The 16,582-nt window shown below is 34.1% G+C and carries 16 protein-coding genes; 11 read left to right on the top strand and 5 right to left on the bottom strand.

Annotated features, from left to right (window positions below; genetic code table 11):
* The first annotated feature begins 127 nt into the window (after positions 1 to 127).
* On the top strand, positions 128 to 2,518 hold the full coding sequence (locus Q0L65_RS10110; RefSeq protein WP_296685953.1) for a penicillin acylase family protein: 2,391 nt from the start codon (positions 128 to 130) through the stop codon (positions 2,516 to 2,518).
* A gap of 61 nt (positions 2,519 to 2,579) precedes the next feature.
* Entirely contained in the window at positions 2,580 to 3,923 is a 1,344-nt protein-coding gene (locus Q0L65_RS10105) for an NAD(P)/FAD-dependent oxidoreductase (RefSeq protein WP_296685952.1), read from the top strand.
* Positions 3,924 to 3,926: 3 nt separating this feature from the next.
* On the opposite strand, the gene Q0L65_RS10100 is transcribed toward Q0L65_RS10105, so the two are convergent.
* Positions 3,927 to 4,289, bottom strand: coding sequence for a cupin domain-containing protein (locus Q0L65_RS10100; protein WP_296685949.1), 363 nt, complete (start codon positions 4,287 to 4,289; stop codon positions 3,927 to 3,929).
* Positions 4,289 to 4,657, bottom strand: a complete 369-nt coding sequence (locus tag Q0L65_RS10095) for a DMT family protein (RefSeq protein WP_296685947.1) — start codon at positions 4,655 to 4,657, stop codon at positions 4,289 to 4,291. The genes Q0L65_RS10100 and Q0L65_RS10095 overlap by 1 nt, the downstream gene beginning before the upstream one ends.
* 503 nt (positions 4,658 to 5,160) lie before the next feature.
* Here Q0L65_RS10095 and Q0L65_RS10090 point away from each other — a divergent pair.
* The 7 genes from Q0L65_RS10090 (at position 5,161) to Q0L65_RS10055 (ending at position 11,661) form a co-directional block, all read left to right on the top strand.
* Positions 5,161 to 5,979, top strand: a complete 819-nt coding sequence (locus tag Q0L65_RS10090) for a MotA/TolQ/ExbB proton channel family protein (protein WP_296685944.1) — start codon at positions 5,161 to 5,163, stop codon at positions 5,977 to 5,979.
* Between the two features lie 68 nt (positions 5,980 to 6,047).
* The gene (locus Q0L65_RS10085; RefSeq protein WP_296685942.1) at positions 6,048 to 6,659 is read left to right on the top strand and encodes a biopolymer transporter ExbD; all 612 of its coding nucleotides are present in this window, start codon (positions 6,048 to 6,050) and stop codon (positions 6,657 to 6,659) included.
* A 17-nt stretch (positions 6,660 to 6,676) separates the two neighbouring features.
* Positions 6,677 to 7,234, top strand: a complete 558-nt coding sequence (locus Q0L65_RS10080) for a biopolymer transporter ExbD (protein ID WP_296685941.1) — start codon at positions 6,677 to 6,679, stop codon at positions 7,232 to 7,234.
* A 41-nt stretch (positions 7,235 to 7,275) separates the two neighbouring features.
* Positions 7,276 to 8,070: an energy transducer TonB gene (locus tag Q0L65_RS10075; RefSeq protein ID WP_296685939.1), complete on the top strand. Its 795-nt coding sequence runs from the start codon at positions 7,276 to 7,278 to the stop codon at positions 8,068 to 8,070.
* A 233-nt stretch (positions 8,071 to 8,303) separates the two neighbouring features.
* Positions 8,304 to 9,218, top strand: a complete 915-nt coding sequence (locus Q0L65_RS10065; protein ID WP_296685935.1) for a substrate-binding domain-containing protein — start codon at positions 8,304 to 8,306, stop codon at positions 9,216 to 9,218.
* A 16-nt stretch (positions 9,219 to 9,234) separates the two neighbouring features.
* Positions 9,235 to 10,902, top strand: a complete 1,668-nt coding sequence (locus Q0L65_RS10060) for a hypothetical protein (protein ID WP_296685932.1) — start codon at positions 9,235 to 9,237, stop codon at positions 10,900 to 10,902.
* A 126-nt stretch (positions 10,903 to 11,028) separates the two neighbouring features.
* Complete coding sequence (locus Q0L65_RS10055) at positions 11,029 to 11,661, top strand: 7-carboxy-7-deazaguanine synthase QueE (RefSeq protein ID WP_296685930.1); 633 nt, start codon at positions 11,029 to 11,031, stop codon at positions 11,659 to 11,661.
* Positions 11,662 to 11,696: 35 nt separating this feature from the next.
* Here the strand turns inward: Q0L65_RS10055 and Q0L65_RS10050 are convergent, their stop codons facing one another.
* Together Q0L65_RS10050 and Q0L65_RS10045 are read right to left on the bottom strand one after the other, a co-directional pair.
* Entirely contained in the window at positions 11,697 to 12,227 is a 531-nt protein-coding gene (locus Q0L65_RS10050) for a YfiT family bacillithiol transferase (protein ID WP_296685929.1), read from the bottom strand.
* Between the two features lie 17 nt (positions 12,228 to 12,244).
* Positions 12,245 to 12,949 (bottom strand): class I SAM-dependent methyltransferase, encoded by a 705-nt coding sequence (locus Q0L65_RS10045; protein ID WP_296685927.1) that lies wholly within the window; start codon positions 12,947 to 12,949, stop codon positions 12,245 to 12,247.
* Positions 12,950 to 13,030: 81 nt separating this feature from the next.
* Here Q0L65_RS10045 and Q0L65_RS10040 point away from each other — a divergent pair, with 81 nt between their 5' ends.
* On the top strand, positions 13,031 to 13,528 hold the full coding sequence (locus Q0L65_RS10040; RefSeq protein WP_296685926.1) for a YkgJ family cysteine cluster protein: 498 nt from the start codon (positions 13,031 to 13,033) through the stop codon (positions 13,526 to 13,528).
* Here the strand turns inward: Q0L65_RS10040 and Q0L65_RS10035 are convergent.
* Positions 13,525 to 14,760 (bottom strand): DUF1343 domain-containing protein, encoded by a 1,236-nt coding sequence (locus Q0L65_RS10035; RefSeq protein ID WP_296685925.1) that lies wholly within the window; start codon positions 14,758 to 14,760, stop codon positions 13,525 to 13,527. The genes Q0L65_RS10040 and Q0L65_RS10035 overlap by 4 nt on opposite strands.
* An 82-nt stretch (positions 14,761 to 14,842) precedes the next feature.
* Here Q0L65_RS10035 and Q0L65_RS10030 point away from each other — a divergent pair, with 82 nt between their 5' ends.
* Positions 14,843 to 16,078, top strand: a complete 1,236-nt coding sequence (locus Q0L65_RS10030; protein ID WP_296685923.1) for an FtsX-like permease family protein — start codon at positions 14,843 to 14,845, stop codon at positions 16,076 to 16,078.
* The last annotated feature ends 504 nt before the right edge of the window (positions 16,079 to 16,582 follow it).

Here is a 16,582-nt window from a genome sequence, read left to right as displayed (position 1 = left end):
TTGAACAAAGATACTTTTTGTTTAATTAAAAACGATATATTGTTAAACAAAATTGCAATAATTGAATTATAACTAAGTAGTAATTGTAGATTATTCTGCTATATTTGTTTATCAAATCCATTTACAGATGAAAATAGTTAAAAAAGTACTGGTTGTAATTGTTTCAATTTTGGCACTCCTAATTTTGGCATTGGTTGGCTATGCCTTTTATTCCAAACCCAAATACGAAGGGGAACTACCGCTGAAAAACATTCAAAAAGAAACAACAGTTTACTTTGATGAATTTGGCGTGCCGCATATTTACGCCGAAAATACAACCGATGCTATGGAAGCCTTGGGTTATGTTCATGCTCAAGACCGCTTGTGGCAAATGGAGTTAATGCGCCGAATTGCACCGGGACGCTTATCTGAAATTTTTGGATCGGTGGCGTTAAAAAATGATAAATTCTTTACCGGATTAGGAATTGAAGAAGCTTCGGCGAAGGCCATTGCTCAATTGGATAAAAACAGTCCGAGTTACCAATTGACGCAAGCGTATTTGGATGGTATCAATCAATATTTAGAAGAAGGAAAAACGCCTATTGAATTTCAGTTACTGGGTATTCAAAAGCAAAAATTTGAGATAAAAGATGTGTACAATATTTTTGGGTACATGGCATTTAGTTTTGCTATGGCACAAAAATCAGATCCTTTGATGACGGATTTGCGGAATAAATACGGCATGGAGTATTTGAAAGATTTTGGTTTGGAAAGCGAATTTAATACTACTAAAATCAAAAATGCTAAGGAGAATGGTCAAGAATATTCGGCTATAGCTAAATCGGTAGCTTCTTTGTTAGATCAATCACCAATTCCACCATTCATTGGTAGTAACAGTTGGGTTATTGCCCCGCAAAAGACTAAAAATGGTAAAGTGATTTTTGCGAATGATCCACATATTGGATTTTCGCAACCTGGGACTTGGTATGAAGCGCATTTGGTAACACCTGATTATGAAATGTATGGCTGTTATTTGGCAGGAACTCCTTTTCCGTTATTAGGTCATAATCATCAATATGCCTACGGATTGACGATGTTTGAAAATGACGATATTGATTTGTACCAAGAAGAAAATAGTGCGACAGACGCTACAAAATACAAAACTCCTACAGGATTGAGTGCGTATAAGACAAGAACTAAAACAATTAAGGTTAAAGATACTTTAGATGTGGTTATGAACGTTAAAGTAAGTCGTCACGGACCTATAGTAAATGATTTGATTGATGGTTTGCAAAAGGACAAACCTGTAGCCCTGTCGTGGATTTATACCCAACAACCTATTTTGATTTTGGATGCGGTGTATGCCCTTTCGCATGCTAACGATAAAGCCGATTTTCGAAAAGGTGTTCAGTTGATTGCTGCACCTGGTTTGAACGTAATGTATGGTGATGCCAAAGGCAATGTAGCTTGGTGGGCAACCGGAAAATTATACAAACACAATGTGGGTGTGAATCCTAATTTTATTTTGGATGGAGCTAGCGGAAAAGATGATATTAAAGAATATTTGGATTTCTCCAAAAATCCTTCGTCAGTCAATCCGAGCTGGAATTATGTGTATTCGGCTAATAACCAACCCGAAGCTATTGAAGGATTTTTATATCCAGGCTATTATTTGCCAGAAGATAGAGCTAAGCGAATTGTTCAATTATTGGATTCAAAATCCAATTGGGATAAAGAATCAGCAAGTAAAATGATTTTTGATAATACATCATCAGTAGCACCATCGGTGGTTCAAAATTTAATGGCTGCATTAAATAATAATGCTCTTTCTAATACCGAAAAAGAAGCTCTTGCTGTGCTGAAAAATTGGAAAGGATCTAATAATGTAGAAGAGGTGGCGCCAACGATTTATAACAAATGGATTTATCTGTATCTAAAAAACACCTTTCAAGATGAAATGGGTGAGGCAGGTTTCAAACATTTTTTAGGAACCCATATTATGAAACAAGTGGTAGCGAGGCAAGTAGTTAACAACAACTCGTTTTGGTGGGATAATATTGCAACCAAAAATCAAAAAGAAACTCGAGTACAAATCATAACGAAGTCTTTTAAAGAAGCAATTACTGCTTTAGAAGATCAATTTGGAAAATCAATTACTGCTTGGACTTGGAACAAAGTACATACGGTAGAACACCAACATCCTTTAGGGAATGTAAATGCATTGAAACCGTTTTTTAATGTAGGCCCGTTTGAAGTTTCTGGTTCAATGGAAGTGATTAACAATTTGTTTTTTGATTTTACTGAAGATGGCAAGTATCTGGTAAAAGGAGGACCCTCAACTAGACGAATTATTGATTTTTCGGATATTGAAAACAGTTGGAGTATTCTGCCAACGGGTCAATCTGGAAATCCGATGAGTCCGCATTATAAAGACCAAGCCGAAATGTACAACACAGGGAAGTTCAGGAAAATGAAATTGAACAAAGCTGAAATTGTTAGAACTTCAACAAAATTGGTTTTTATTCCTAATAAAAAGTAATTGATACTAAAGGGGCTATTGCAATAAATGAGTAATTTTGCCTAACTTTTATAAAATAGTAATGCAAACTCCTCAGAATATTGCAATCGTTGGTTCCGGATTAGTAGGTTCGCTGTTAGCAATTTATTTGCGTAAAGCAGGTCATACCGTCCATATTTATGATAGAAGTCCAGATATTCGACAAATTGAATTTTCGGGGCGTTCCATTAATCTAGCCATGTCTAATCGAGGTTGGAAAGCTTTAGACGGAGTAGGAGTGGGTGATGCTGTTCGTGAAATTGCCATTCCCATGGACAAGCGCGCGATTCATTTAGTGGATAAACTCAATTTTCAACCTTATGGTCAAGAAGGAGAGGCCATCTATTCTATTTCAAGAGGTCTTTTGAATCGAAAAATGATTGATTTAGCCGAAGCTGCTGGAGCTCAATTCTTTTTTGAACAACGCATTTGGGATGTGACTCTTGCCGATGCCACTTTGCATATTGGCGAAACTGAGCGTGGTGCTTGGGAAGAGAAAAAATACGACATGGTTTTTGGTGCGGATGGTGCTTTTTCTCGAATTCGTCACCGTATGCAACGCCAGAGTATGTTTGATTATTCGCAAGAATTTTTAAAAATTGGCTACAAAGAATTGAATATTCCTGCTAATCTAGATGGGTCTCATAAATTAGATCCGAATTCATTTCATATTTGGCCTCGTGGAGAATACATGTTGATTGCCTTGCCTAATTTAGACGGAAGCTTTACTTGTACTTTATTTATGCCTTTTGAGGGAGAAAATTCCTTAGAAGAATTGAAAGATATAAAGTTAGTAGAAACCTTTTTTGCTAAAAACTTCCCTGATGCGATTGACGTAATTCCAAAGTTAGCCGAAGATTTTTTTAAAAATCCAACCAGTACGTTAGTGACAATGAAGTGTTTTCCTTGGGCGTATGAAGATAAGATTGCATTAATTGGAGACGCTTGTCACGCCATTGTTCCGTTTTATGGACAAGGAATGAATGCTGGTTTTGAAGATATTTCTATCTTAAACGAAATAATGCAGCAGTATGGAGATGACTGGAAAACCATTTTTTCAGAATATCAAAAATCAAGAAAGCCTAATGCGGACGCGATTGCCGAATTGTCCTATCGCAATTTTATGGAGATGAGTACCAAAACGGCTGATGAAAAATTCTTATTGCAAAAGAAAATCGAAAAGGTGTTTTCAGACAAACATCCAGACTTGTGGATTCCTTTATATAGTAGGGTGACGTTTAGTGACCGACCTTATGCTGAAGCTCTAGCTATTGGCGATGCTCAAAACGGCATTATGGAAGAGGTTTTGAAAATGGAGGACATCGATAATAAATGGGATTCAGCAGAAGTGGAACATAAAATATTGGAATTACTTCAACTGAAATAAATATTAATCTTCTCGGTGTACTTTATTAAAGTCAAATGCAGGGGTGCAAATAGCAAGGTATTCGCAATGTGTCTCAAACGGATTGGAATATTGAACTCTTGTGTTTTTCTCAATTTTAATGGATTGTCCTGCTTCTAATACAATTACTTCGTCTTCGATAATAAATTGTTTCTTTCCACTAATTATATAGGTGTACTCTTCAAACTCTGGCGTTTGAAAAGGTTCGCTCCATCCTGCGGGAGCTATCATGTGTGCAATAGAGATGGCTGGATTATTGGTACTTACCAATCCGTGATGTTCTTCAATCAGTTTTCCGTCAGTTGTAGGAACAACAAATGGGCTTTTTTGTAAAGTGTATTTTTTCATTATTTTTTAAATATAAAATAAACGGCTAAAAGTAAAAAACAAAATCCAATAGCATGATTACATCTAAAAGTTTCGGTTTTGAAAAAAGTCAAGCTAAAAATTACGAACGTTACTAAAGTAATTACTTCTTGAATAACTTTAAGTTGTAATAATGAGAAAGGACCTCCATTTTCTCGAAAACCGATTCGGTTAGCGGGAACCTGAAAAAAGTATTCAAATAAAGCCAGTCCCCAACTTATGAATATAATGGATAATAAACCAGCATTTTCAAACCACTTTAATTCTTTAAATTTAAGGTGACCGTACCAAGCTAAAGTCATAAAGAGATTGGATAAAATCAATAGACCAATACTAATAAATCCTTTCATAAAGTTATTTTAAAGTTGCAAACATATTAAATCTAAATGTAAATATAAGTTTGAAGAAATAGAATTAGAATGTGTCAAATGAATTTTGATTTCGTACTTATTTTTTATTTTGGAAGTGATTTAAATATGTCTCTTTCGCTATAACAAAAAAGTAGTTTGTATTTGTCTATTTTGGACAACTTAGTCGGTTTTTATGGTAACTACATCGTTTTTTGTAAAAAAAATAAATATTTTATATCCAAATTTTTTTTCTACTTATATTGATAAATTGTATGAATATAAGGGTTGTCAGTGTGTTTTTGGTATTAAAAAATCGATTTCGTTATGTATTTTTTATTAAATGAAAAAAAAACAAAAAGAAATACAATTGCTGGAACTAAAATTAACATCAATTAAATTAAAAAAAGTTTTTTTATTTAAACTAAAAATATAAATTTGCTCCACTACAAGTTTATTTAAACACTAAAAAATTAAATTATTTAAAACTATTAAAATTAAAAAAAATGGCAAACGTTAAAAAAGAAAATGGACCAAAAGGTGGAGGAGCAATTTCAGGAATTATCATCGCAGCATGTATTTTTGTTGGATGGATTATATGGAATTTTATCATGGGTAATGGAGCAAACTTTGAAGGAGGAGTAAATACAGGTCACCCACTACCAGGAAACTATTTGGCAATGGTATATAAAGGAGGTCCTATTGTACCTATCTTGTTAGGATGTTTATTAATGGTAATTGTGTTTTCATTTGAGCGTTTTGCTGTAATTTCAAAAGCTGCTGGAAAAGGAAACTTAGATACTTTCATGAAAAATGTTCAATCAAGCATTACTAAAGGAGATATTGATGGAGCTATTGCTTCTTGTGATAAACAACAAGGATCTGTTGCAAATGCAATTAAATCAGCTTTATTGAAATACCAAGATGTTAAAGCTGAAGGATTAGATAGCGAAGCTGCTGCTGAAACTATTCACAAAGAAATCGAAGAGGCTACTTCATTAGAAATGCCAATGTTAGAGAAACACATGACTATTATCTCTACTTTAGTATCTTTAGGAACATTAGCTGGTTTGTTAGGAACTGTAACAGGTATGATTAAAGCGTTTGGTGCTTTGGCTTCTGCTGGAACTCCAGATCAAGCGGCACTTGCAAATGGTATCTCTGAGGCGCTTATTAACACTGCTACAGGTATCTCTACTTCTGCATTAGCAATTGTTACTTATAACTTGTTTACTTCTAAAATTGATACTTTGACTTATTCTATTGATGAGGCAGGTAATACAATTGTAAATACTTACAGACATTTCAGAAGTACAAAAAAATAATTAATAATTAATTAAAATAAGTTTGCCAATATAAGGTCGTACTTATTTAAATTATAAAATATAAAGTAATGGCTGTAAAAATGTCCAAAAAAGCTGCGTCTATTGATATGACGGCTATGTGTGATGTTGCCTTTCTATTGCTAACTTTCTTTATTTTGACTGCTACAGCCAAAATTCCAGAGCCTTTGCCAGTAGATACACCAGCATCAACAGTTCAAACAAAATTGCCAGACACTGATTTAGCTACTATTACCGTAGGAAAAGGGAAAGTTTTCTTCGACCTTAAAGGTAGAGAAGTTAGAAAAAGAACTTTAGAATTAATGGGTCAAAAGTACGGAGTTGCTTTTACTGAAGAAGAATCTGCTAAGTTTGCTTTAATGGAAGGTATTGGGGTGCCAATCACTAGTCTTAAGCAATTAATTGCAATGAAAAGTTCAGAAAGAAGTAAATCAAATTTACAACCTGGTATTCCTAAAGATTCTTTAGATAATCAGTTGTCTCAGTGGATTCAAAATGCAAGAATTGCAAATATTGAAATCGACGATAAAGAATTGCAAATTGCAATCAAAGGAGATGCTAAAGAAGAATATCCTGCTATTAAAAAAGTAATGGATATTTTACAAGACCAAAAAATCAATAGCTTTAATTTAGTTACTGGTTTAAGAGCAAAAGATAAATAATATAAAAAGATACTAAAATGGCTGAATTAAATACCGGCGACGGTGGTGGTAAAAAAGGCGATGGTAAGGTAAGAAGTAAAAAATCTGGCTCTAAGGTTGATTTAACAGCCATGGTAGATTTGGCATTCTTATTGATAACATTCTTTATGTTGACCACAACCTTGTCTAAGCCCCAATCGATGAGTTTGGGATTGCCAGATAAAGAAGATAAACCTGATCCAAAGAATCAAGTTAAAGTGGATGAAAATCGTACTATGACAATTCTTTTAGGTGATAATGACAAATTAGTTCGTTATGTTGGACTTCTTGCTACTCCAGTTGCTGGAGGTGCTCCAAAAGATTTTTCTTTCGGAAAAGAAGGAATTCGTAAAGAATTGTTGTCAAGAAAAAAACTAGTACTTGAGTACACTGGTAATAAGGATAAGGGGATGATTGTAATTATCAAACCAAGTAAGAAATCAAATTATCGTAACTTGGTAGATATATTAGATGAAATGGCAATTGTTGACGTTCCAACGTATGCAATTGTTAATGAATATACTCCTGAGGAACAAAAATTGTTAGAAGGTAAATAAGAAGAAATTCGTATTACTCAATAACCTAATAACTAAGAAAAATGAAATTAGATATTTTCACAAACCAATGGCTTGATATCGTTTTCGAAGGTAAAAATAAGGCTTATGGCGCTTATGATCTTCGAAAAAAGAATACTAAGACCACTGTTAAAGCATTAATTATTGGCGCGGTTGTATTTTCTGTAGCAGTTGCGGCTCCATTAATTATGAGCTTATTACCAGATTCTTCTAGTGATGATGAAAGTTTAGATACTAAAATCGTAACGATGAAGTTACCTCCTAAAAAGGAAGAGCCTAAAAAAGACCTTCCGCCACCTCCACCACCTCCACCAAAAGTGGATCAAGTGAAGTTTGTTAAGCCAGTTGTGGCAAAAGCAGAAGAGGTTACTGAGGAACCGCCAAAAATTACCGAAATTAAAGATAAAAAATTAGGTAATGAAACTATTAAAGGAGATCCAGATGCTGAATTAACAGTTGAACCTGTAGGTAATGGGCCTGCTGCTGTAGTAGAAGAAGATAACAGTATTTATAATACTGCTGGTATCGAAGTAAAACCTGATTTTCCTGGTGGAATGGAAAAATTCTACAAATTTGTAGGGAATAATTATCAGACTCCAGAAGAAGAAGGTTTAAAAGGAAAAGTATATGTTACTTTTGTAGTTGAAAAAGATGGTTCTCTAACTGATATCAAAGTAGTTAGAGATATTGGTTACGGTACAGGAAATGAAGCTATTCGTGTTTTAAAAAAATGTCCGAAATGGAAACCCGGAGAGCAAAATGGTAAAGCAGTGAGAGTACTTTACTCTCTTCCTATTACTATTCAATCTGCAGAGTAATGATAAAAAACTTTGTTAATAGTTTTCAGAAGAAATCGCTCAAAGGGCGATTTCTTCTCGTTATAGGAATTTTGTTTTTATTATCTTATTTAGTTTTGGGATTATTAGTTATCTTTATGAAGCATTTTCCTTTGCAAATGCAGTACAATTATAGAGTTGCTTTTGGAGTGCTTTTAATTGTATATTCTTTTTTTAGATTCATAAGAATTATTAATGATAATAAAGACTAAGTTATGAGAAACGCTGCAAAATTATCCAGTTTGGTTTTATTAGTTTTGTTTTTTACTGCTTGTAATAAATCAAACAATCGAAATCAAGAAACCATTTTGAAAGGTAAAGCCACACTTTTGGTTGACGAAACTTTAAAGCCTATTATGGAAGATCAAATAGAAATATTTGAAAGTAGATATGAGGCAAAGATTAAATTGGATGCAAAATCCGAGAATGAGGTCATTCAAGCATTGGTTAAAGATACTTCAAGTATTGCAGTACTTTCTAGGAGATTGAATGCTGATGAGATGAAAGTTTTTGCAAGTAGAAAAATTATACCTAAAACGACTCCAATAGCTATTGATGCAATTGTATTGATTTCTAATACAAATTCTAATGACACTTTAGTAGCTTTAAGCGATGTGCTGGAATTTATGAGAGGGAAAGAGCAAACCAAAATTAAAGGATTGGTTTTTGACAACCCTAATTCAAGTACAGTACGCTACATGGATTCTTTGGCTGGTTTATCATCAATTCCTAAAAAAGGAGTTTTTTCTTTTGGAACTAATAACGAGGTTATTAAATTTGTCTCCGAGAATACTGGATTGATAGGTGTTGTTGGTCTGAATTGGTTGTCACAACCAAGTCCAGAAATGAAAAAATATGTTGATAAGGTCAATATACTAAGTATAAGAGGTCTGAAAGATTCAAATTACTATTTCCCAGATCAAAATAATATTGCAGAAGGAAAATATGCTTTGGCACGTGATTTGTACATTGTCAATTGTCAGGGTTATTCAGGATTAGGTATGGGTTTTGCTTCTTTTGTGGCAGGTGATATCGGTCAACGAATTATTTTAAAATCAGGGCTTTTACCTGTAAAAGTGCCGCCTAGAAAATTGAATATTAGAAAACAAATCATCAACGATAAAAAATAAATTAATTATAATAAAGATGAATACATTTAAAATTTTTGGATTAGTTCTTTTGACTTCTGTATCTGTAAGTCATGCTCAAGATATTAATCAAGCAAAAAAGGCTATTGATGCCGAGAAATATGAAGAGGCTAAATCTATTTTGAAATCAATTCTACAAGTTAAACCTTCTAACGGAATGGCTTCCTTTATTTTGGGAAATGTATATTTAACTCAAAGTATAAAAGATTCGGCTAAAATTTCTTTTGACAAAGGATTACTAGCGTCTGAAGGTGCTCGATTCAATAATATTGGATTGGGACAAATGGATTTAGATAGAAATGATACGATTGCTGCTAATGCTAAATTTATTTTAGCAACAAAAGACATGCGTAAAAAAGATTTTGAAGAGTATGTGTATGTCGCTAGAGCGTATATGAATGCTGAAAAACCAAATTTTAAAGCAGCTGTTGCCGTTTTAAAACGTGCATTGGTGAACAATTCATTGGATGCACAAGTGCAATTGGCATTAGGTGATGCTTATTATGGTTTGAGTAATCAAAATGATGCTTATAAAGCATATAGAGACGCATTTCAAGCAGACAATACTTTGTTAAGAGCAAAAATGCAATTGGGTGTTTTGTTAAAAGGGGCTAAATCATACGATGAAGCTTCTAAGGCATATAACGAGGTAATCGCTATCAACCCTAATTATGGTCCAGTTTACAGAGAGTTAGCTGAAACCTATTATAAAATCGCAAGAAATAAACCGTCTAAAGCGGCTGAAAATTTTAAAATAGCAATTGATTATTACCAAAAGTACATGGACTTGACGGATTATTCTATTCATTCAAGAATGCGTCGTGCCGACTTTTTGATTTTAGCTAAAGAATACAAAGCGTTAGAAGAAGAAGCGAATAAAATGATTGAATTGGATAAAGTGAATCCAAGAATTTATCGTTATTTAGGATACGCTGCTTTTGAAAATGGGAATGTTGACAAAGCAATCCAATCTTTAGAAACATTTACGTCTAACTCAGCTAATAAAATTATTGCAAAAGACTTTCAAGTATTAGGTTTAGCTAAAATTAAAAAAGGAACAAGCGCTGACGGGCTTTCTATAGATCCTGTTGCTTTTGAAGCAGGTTTAACTTCGATTAAAAAGGCGTTAGAAATGGAGCCGTTAGCAGTTGAGGATTTGAACGAAGAAGGGAAGAAATTATTTTCTCAAAAATTGTACAAAGAGGCAGCCGCAATTTTTGAATTTGGAGCTTCTAATCAAGAATCTAAAAATTATTTAGATGATAATTTGTATTTCGGTTTGTCTTTATATTATGCTAATAATAAAAAAGATGTTAAGCCAGACACTATTGGACTTCAAAAAGCAGATGCTGCTTTTGACAAAGTTTTAGTAGCTTCACCAGGGTATTATGAAGCGTATTTATTTAAAGCTAGAACAAATAGCTTGATGGAGAATGATGCAAATACTATTAAATTTTATGAAGCATACGTAGCTGCAGTAACAGCTAAAGGGGCTGATGAATTAGCGAAACCAGCGGTTATTAAAAAAATAGCTGAAAGCTACAATACTATTGGAGCTACTTATGCTAATACAGATAAAGTAAAAGCAGTAGAGTACTTTAATAAGACTTTAGTTATTGATCCAACGAATGCATACGCATTGAGTTCGATCAAACAATTGAAATAAATAAACTATTTATATTTAAAAAAAACCGACAATTAATTGTCGGTTTTTTTATGCTCATTTTTAAGGGAAAAGAAGATAGGATATGAATTTTGTAAATGACTATCTTTGCAACTTCAAAAGAAGTAGATGTTATCAAAAGAAATACAGTTAGAAGTTAATAGAGGAGCGATGTTGCCTTTGATGGAAGAATTTTATACAATTCAAGGCGAAGGTTCACACACAGGAACTGCAGCTTATTTTATAAGAATAGGCGGTTGTGATGTAGGTTGTCATTGGTGCGATGTAAAAGAAAGTTGGAATGCTGAGTTGCATCCGCCAACAAGTGTAGATTTAATTGTGGCCAATGCCACCAAATATGCTGATACGGTTGTAGTAACCGGAGGGGAGCCACTTACTTGGGACATGACTTTGTTAACCCAAAAACTAAAAGATAATAATGTAAAAGTTCATATAGAAACTTCAGGGGCTTATCCACTTTCCGGAACTTGGGATTGGATTTGTCTTTCTCCAAAAAAATATAAATTACCAACTCAAACCGTATATGATAATGCGGATGAGTTAAAAGTAATTATTTATAACAAACACGATTTTGTTTTTGCTGAGGAACAAGCTGAAAAAGTAAACAAAAATGCCATCCTTTTTTTGCAACCAGAATGGAGTAAAAGAGAAGAAATGACACCAATGATTGTAGATTATGTTATGAACAATCCAAAATGGCGCGTTTCTTTACAAACACATAAATATTTGAATATTCCTTAACAAAAAACTCCAAACACTGTTTGGAGTTTTTTTGTTTACCATCCTTTTCGCTTTTTTAATTCAGTAATGTGTGCCAAATGGTGTAATCCATGCCAAGCATACGTTCCAATAATCTCTTTGATTTGGAAGGACGCATTATGTTCGGGATGGATAAATGATTTTTCTAAATCAGAATCAGATAAACTGTTCAGTAGATAAGCCAAACGAAAATGCAATCCTTCTAATAAAGCTAGCGTAGGTTCAATAGGCATTTTTACATTATCGTCCATTCCACCCCAACGGTCTTCATAATAGAATTTTATGGTAGGATTGTCTTCGGTTAAAGCCCATTTAATTCGGATGAAACAGTTCGTATGGCTATCGGCACAATGGTGAACTACTTGTCTAATCGACCATCCACCCTCTCTATAAGGGGTGTCCAATTGTTCATCATTCAGCTGTGCCACTTCTTTTTTTAATAATGCAGGGAATTCAGCAATTTCCTGAATGCGCTCCGATAGATAGTCAGTTGTATAAACTTGAGGAGCCGTAAATTTTCCAATAGGGTAACGTAATTTGTCTTCCATCTCTTAGAGTAGTTGTGTTAAACAGTAAGTTGTGCTAAGTAATCAAAATGGTCGCCTTCAAGAATAAGTTGGCATTGCAGTCCATTGGCTAAAGCTGCATTTTGAAGGGTGTTATAATCCATATATAGCCAAGGAAAAGGGGCTACTTTTTCATTTTTATATTGAAGATTAAACGTTAATTCGCCGTAATAATTGTCGCTCGGAATCCACTTGCCTCCATCTTCGTCTTCGTCAAACATATAAATAATGTCAGAGGAATCAATTAAAATTTGTCCGTTTGGATGTAGTAAGCTTTTCAGTTTTTGAAGATAAATAGCTGTTTTTTTTAAAGTTTCAAAAATTCCTGTACCGTTCATCAATAAAAGAATAGTGTCGTATTTTTCGTTTTCTAAATCTAATACATCGATAGCTCGTGCATTTTTCAATCCGCGAAGTGAACAAGCTTGAATAGCGTTTTTAGAAATATCAATAGAATGGACATTTATATTTCGGTTGTTTTGCAAATACAATCCGTGACTTCCTGCACCACATCCCACATCTAAAGTGCTGCCTTTGGCTAATTGTAATGCCTTTTGTTCTATAGCGGGCATTTCGTCAAAGCTTCGAAATAAATACGCCACTTCTATTTCATCTTCTTCCGAAATAGAAGTCGATGTAATGATGTTTTCAGGATTATTGTGAGTTTGGTAATCGAGTATGGCTTTTCCGAAAAGGTCTTTCATAATGTCATTGCGAGGAACGAAGTAATCTTTCCTCTTTTTTTAGTTTCAAGTTGTTTAACTTTGCGTTAGAAATCTAATATAATGTTAAAGCCAAATTTAAATGAACTCGGCAAACTTGCCAAAGATAAGCATATCGAAAACAAAAAGTATTTTGATAAGCTGAAAAAGAAAGCGCCTAAGAATTTAGATTATGCAATGCAAGAATTGCACGATACTGAGTTTAAAAAAACGGATTGCTTAACTTGTGCTAATTGTTGTAAAACTACCGGGCCTTTGTTCACTTCGGCGGATATTGAACGAATTGCTAAACATCTCAGACAAAAACCACAACAGTTTATCGAGCAGTATCTTCGTATTGATGAAGACAATGATTATGTGTTGCAATCAGTACCTTGTACCTTTTTGGATCATGACAATACGTGTTTTATTTATGATGTTCGTCCAAAGGCGTGTCGTGAATTTCCACATACTGCCCGAAAAAAGTTTCAGCAAATTACTAATTTGACTTTAAAAAACATTCCCATTTGTCCTGCAGTCTATAACATTGTAGAAGAAATGAAAAAGAAATTACCGCTTTAGTACAATAAATATTTTTTTCGAATTTCTTTAAACTGATCTAGGCCTGGTTTCCAACTTTTTTTAATTTTTCGTTCAGAAAAGCCTTCTTCAATTTGACGCTGTAAAGTGGTCGTTCCCGCTAATTTGGTAAAAAACGGAATGAAAAATTTAGTTTTATCTTGTGTAGTGTTGTACGCTTTGATAAGCCATTCCAATTCAATTTGGTTTACCGGTTCAATAGTAGATAAATCTTCTCCATAGCAAATAGCGCCTTTATGCATTGGTTCTTTTGCCCCCAAATTGGATTCAGGAGTAAAACTAAATCCAGTATTGGGTAAAAATGGCGAGCCATAAATTTGGAATTGTTTGTTAGTACCCCTTCCTACGCTAACATTGGTTCCTTCAAAAAAGCACAAGCTCGCATATAGATTGACGGCTTGGTCGTTAGGAAGATTTGGTGATGGTCTTTCTGATAAATGACACGAAGCATTTCGATCATAATGAACACTAGGAATCACTTTTAAATCACATTGCACTTCGTCTTTGAGCCATTTTTCACCATTAATCATTTGGGCATATTCGCCAATAGTCATTCCATAAAGTACCGGTACGGGGTGCATGCCTACAAAACTTGTGAATTCTTTTTCTAAAATAGGTCCGTCAATAATGAATCCGTTTGGATTCGGTCGGTCTAAAATCAAAAGAGGAATGTTATTTTCGGCACAAGCTTCCATGATATAATGAAGGCTAGAAATATAAGTGTAAAAACGTGCCCCCACATCTTGAATGTCAAACACCAAAATGTCAATTCCTTCTAGTTGTTCTGGTTTCGGTTTTTTATTAGAGCCATAAAGTGAAATAATGGGCAATCCCGTTTTGGTATCTTTCCCATCAATAATGAGTTCGCCAGCATCTGCTGTACCACGAAAGCCATGTTCAGGTGCAAATATTTTTTCGACTTGGACGGCATTGGCAATCAAAAAATCTACCAAATGAGTTCCGTTGGTTAAAATTCCGGTTTGGTTGCTTATTACTCCTACTTTTTTATCTTTTAAAAGAGGGAGGTAGCTTTCGAAGTTGTCAGCACCCGTTTTGAAATCTGTCGGTTGGTTAGGTCGAATATGGTTCTGAATTCCAGTGACGGTTGTGTGTGGAGTGGTATTTTTTGTTGGAAGAGTTTTATGTATTGAGCAAGAAACAATGAAAAAAAGAAGACCAATTAAAGGAGAGTGTTTTCTAAAAGAGACTGTCATTGTCAAAATAAATAAAGTTAAAGTCAATTAGTGTAATTCGTGTTTTAGCTGTATTTTTGGCTCAAGTAAATACCGAATCAACTTGAATTTAGAATATTTCATCGCCAAAAGATTGATTACTGCTAAAGATTATAAAAGTAGTATTTCTGCGCCAATAATAAAAATTGCCATTGCAGCTATTGCGATTGGGATGGTAATGATGATTGTTTCGGTAGCGACAGGGATTGGCTTACAACAAAAAATCAGAGAAAAAGTATCGGCTTTCAATGGTCACATCATTATTTCAAATTATGATAATAACCAATCGGAAGCAACATTAACCCCTATAGCCAAGAATCAGGAGTTTTACCCTAAGTTCAATTCAGTTGCTGGAATTAGTCATATCCAAGCCATTGCCACCAAAGCAGGAATTATTCGAACAGAAAAAGCTTTTGAGGGAATTATTTTCAAAGGGGTTGGAACCGATTATCAATGGAGTAATATTAAAGAGTATTTGATAGCGGGACGTTTGCCTAATTTGTCAAGCCAACTCAATTCAGAGGTCGTGATTTCTCAATTCTTAGCTGACAGATTGCAATTAAAAGTAGGAGATGCTTTCAATACTTTTTTTATCAAAGAAAATCAAAACCAACTTCCTAACATTCGAAGATTTAAAATAACAGGAATCTTTAACTCGGGATTTCAAGAATTTGATGCTACGTATATAATAGGCGACATTCGACACATTCAACGAATTAATAAGTGGACTCCAAACGAAATTGGTGCGTTTGAGATTTTTGTGCAAGATTTTAATCAAATTCAAGCAGTTGGAGATGAAGTGTATCAGCAAACGCCTTCCAATTTGGATTCCAAAACCATAATCGAAAAATACAGTTATATATTTGATTGGTTGCAGTTATTCGATTTCAATATTATTGTCATTCTTGGAGTGATGATAGTAGTAGCTACTATAAATATGGTAGTGGCTTTGCTTGTTCTTATTTTAGAACGTACACAAATGATAGGAATTTTAAAAGCGCTTGGGGCAAGTGACTGGTCTGTGCGAAAAATATTCTTGTACAATGCCTTTTATTTAATTCTTCGAGGACTCCTGTGGGGCAATGGCATTGGAATAGGAGTGCTGCTTATCCAAAAATACTTTGGTGTCATTCAGCTCAACCCCGAAAATTATTATGTTAACCAAGCTCCAGTTTATTTTAATTTAGGATATATTGCTGCATTGAACCTGCTTACAATAACGGTTTGTTTCTTGGTATTGTTGATTCCCTCTTATATCATTACTAAAATTTCTCCCATCAAAGCCATTCGCTACGAGTAAGTAATTCTGGGCGTTTCCTGTTGGCTTCGTGACCTCGCAAAGACAGGTCGGGCTATTTGCTACAAGTCCTCGCTGTTACGCTATGCTTCACATGCTGTGGGCTTTTCGCTGCTATCCCTAACGCGGATTCAACTTCAATTTCAATACCAATATCAAAATTCAAAAACCTTATATTTCCTTATATTCCTTATATGGTTTAAATCTTCTTTATATTTCTTAATCTCTAAATGGTTCAAAAAAACTTCAATGCCTTATATGGTTAAAAAATCTGCGAATCTGCGGTAAATTTTTACAAAAAGCCTTTTCAACGATCCTTCACAAAAAAAACTTTGTGGTTTACAAAACGGGTAATCAAGGAGTTATAAAAAAGGCAAAAAATAAAGTTTAAAAAAGCTTGTGAAAGCGGATTTAGGTTGTACTTTTGCACCCGCATTGACGCAGAAGTTCTTACTTATATAATGAAAAGCAGTTTAAAAAAAATCTCAAAAAGATTTTAAAATAGAG

The organism is Flavobacterium sp. (assembly GCF_024642105.1).
Lineage (GTDB): Bacteria > Bacteroidota > Bacteroidia > Flavobacteriales > Flavobacteriaceae > Flavobacterium.
This window is presented reverse-complemented; position numbering and strand designations above follow the sequence as displayed.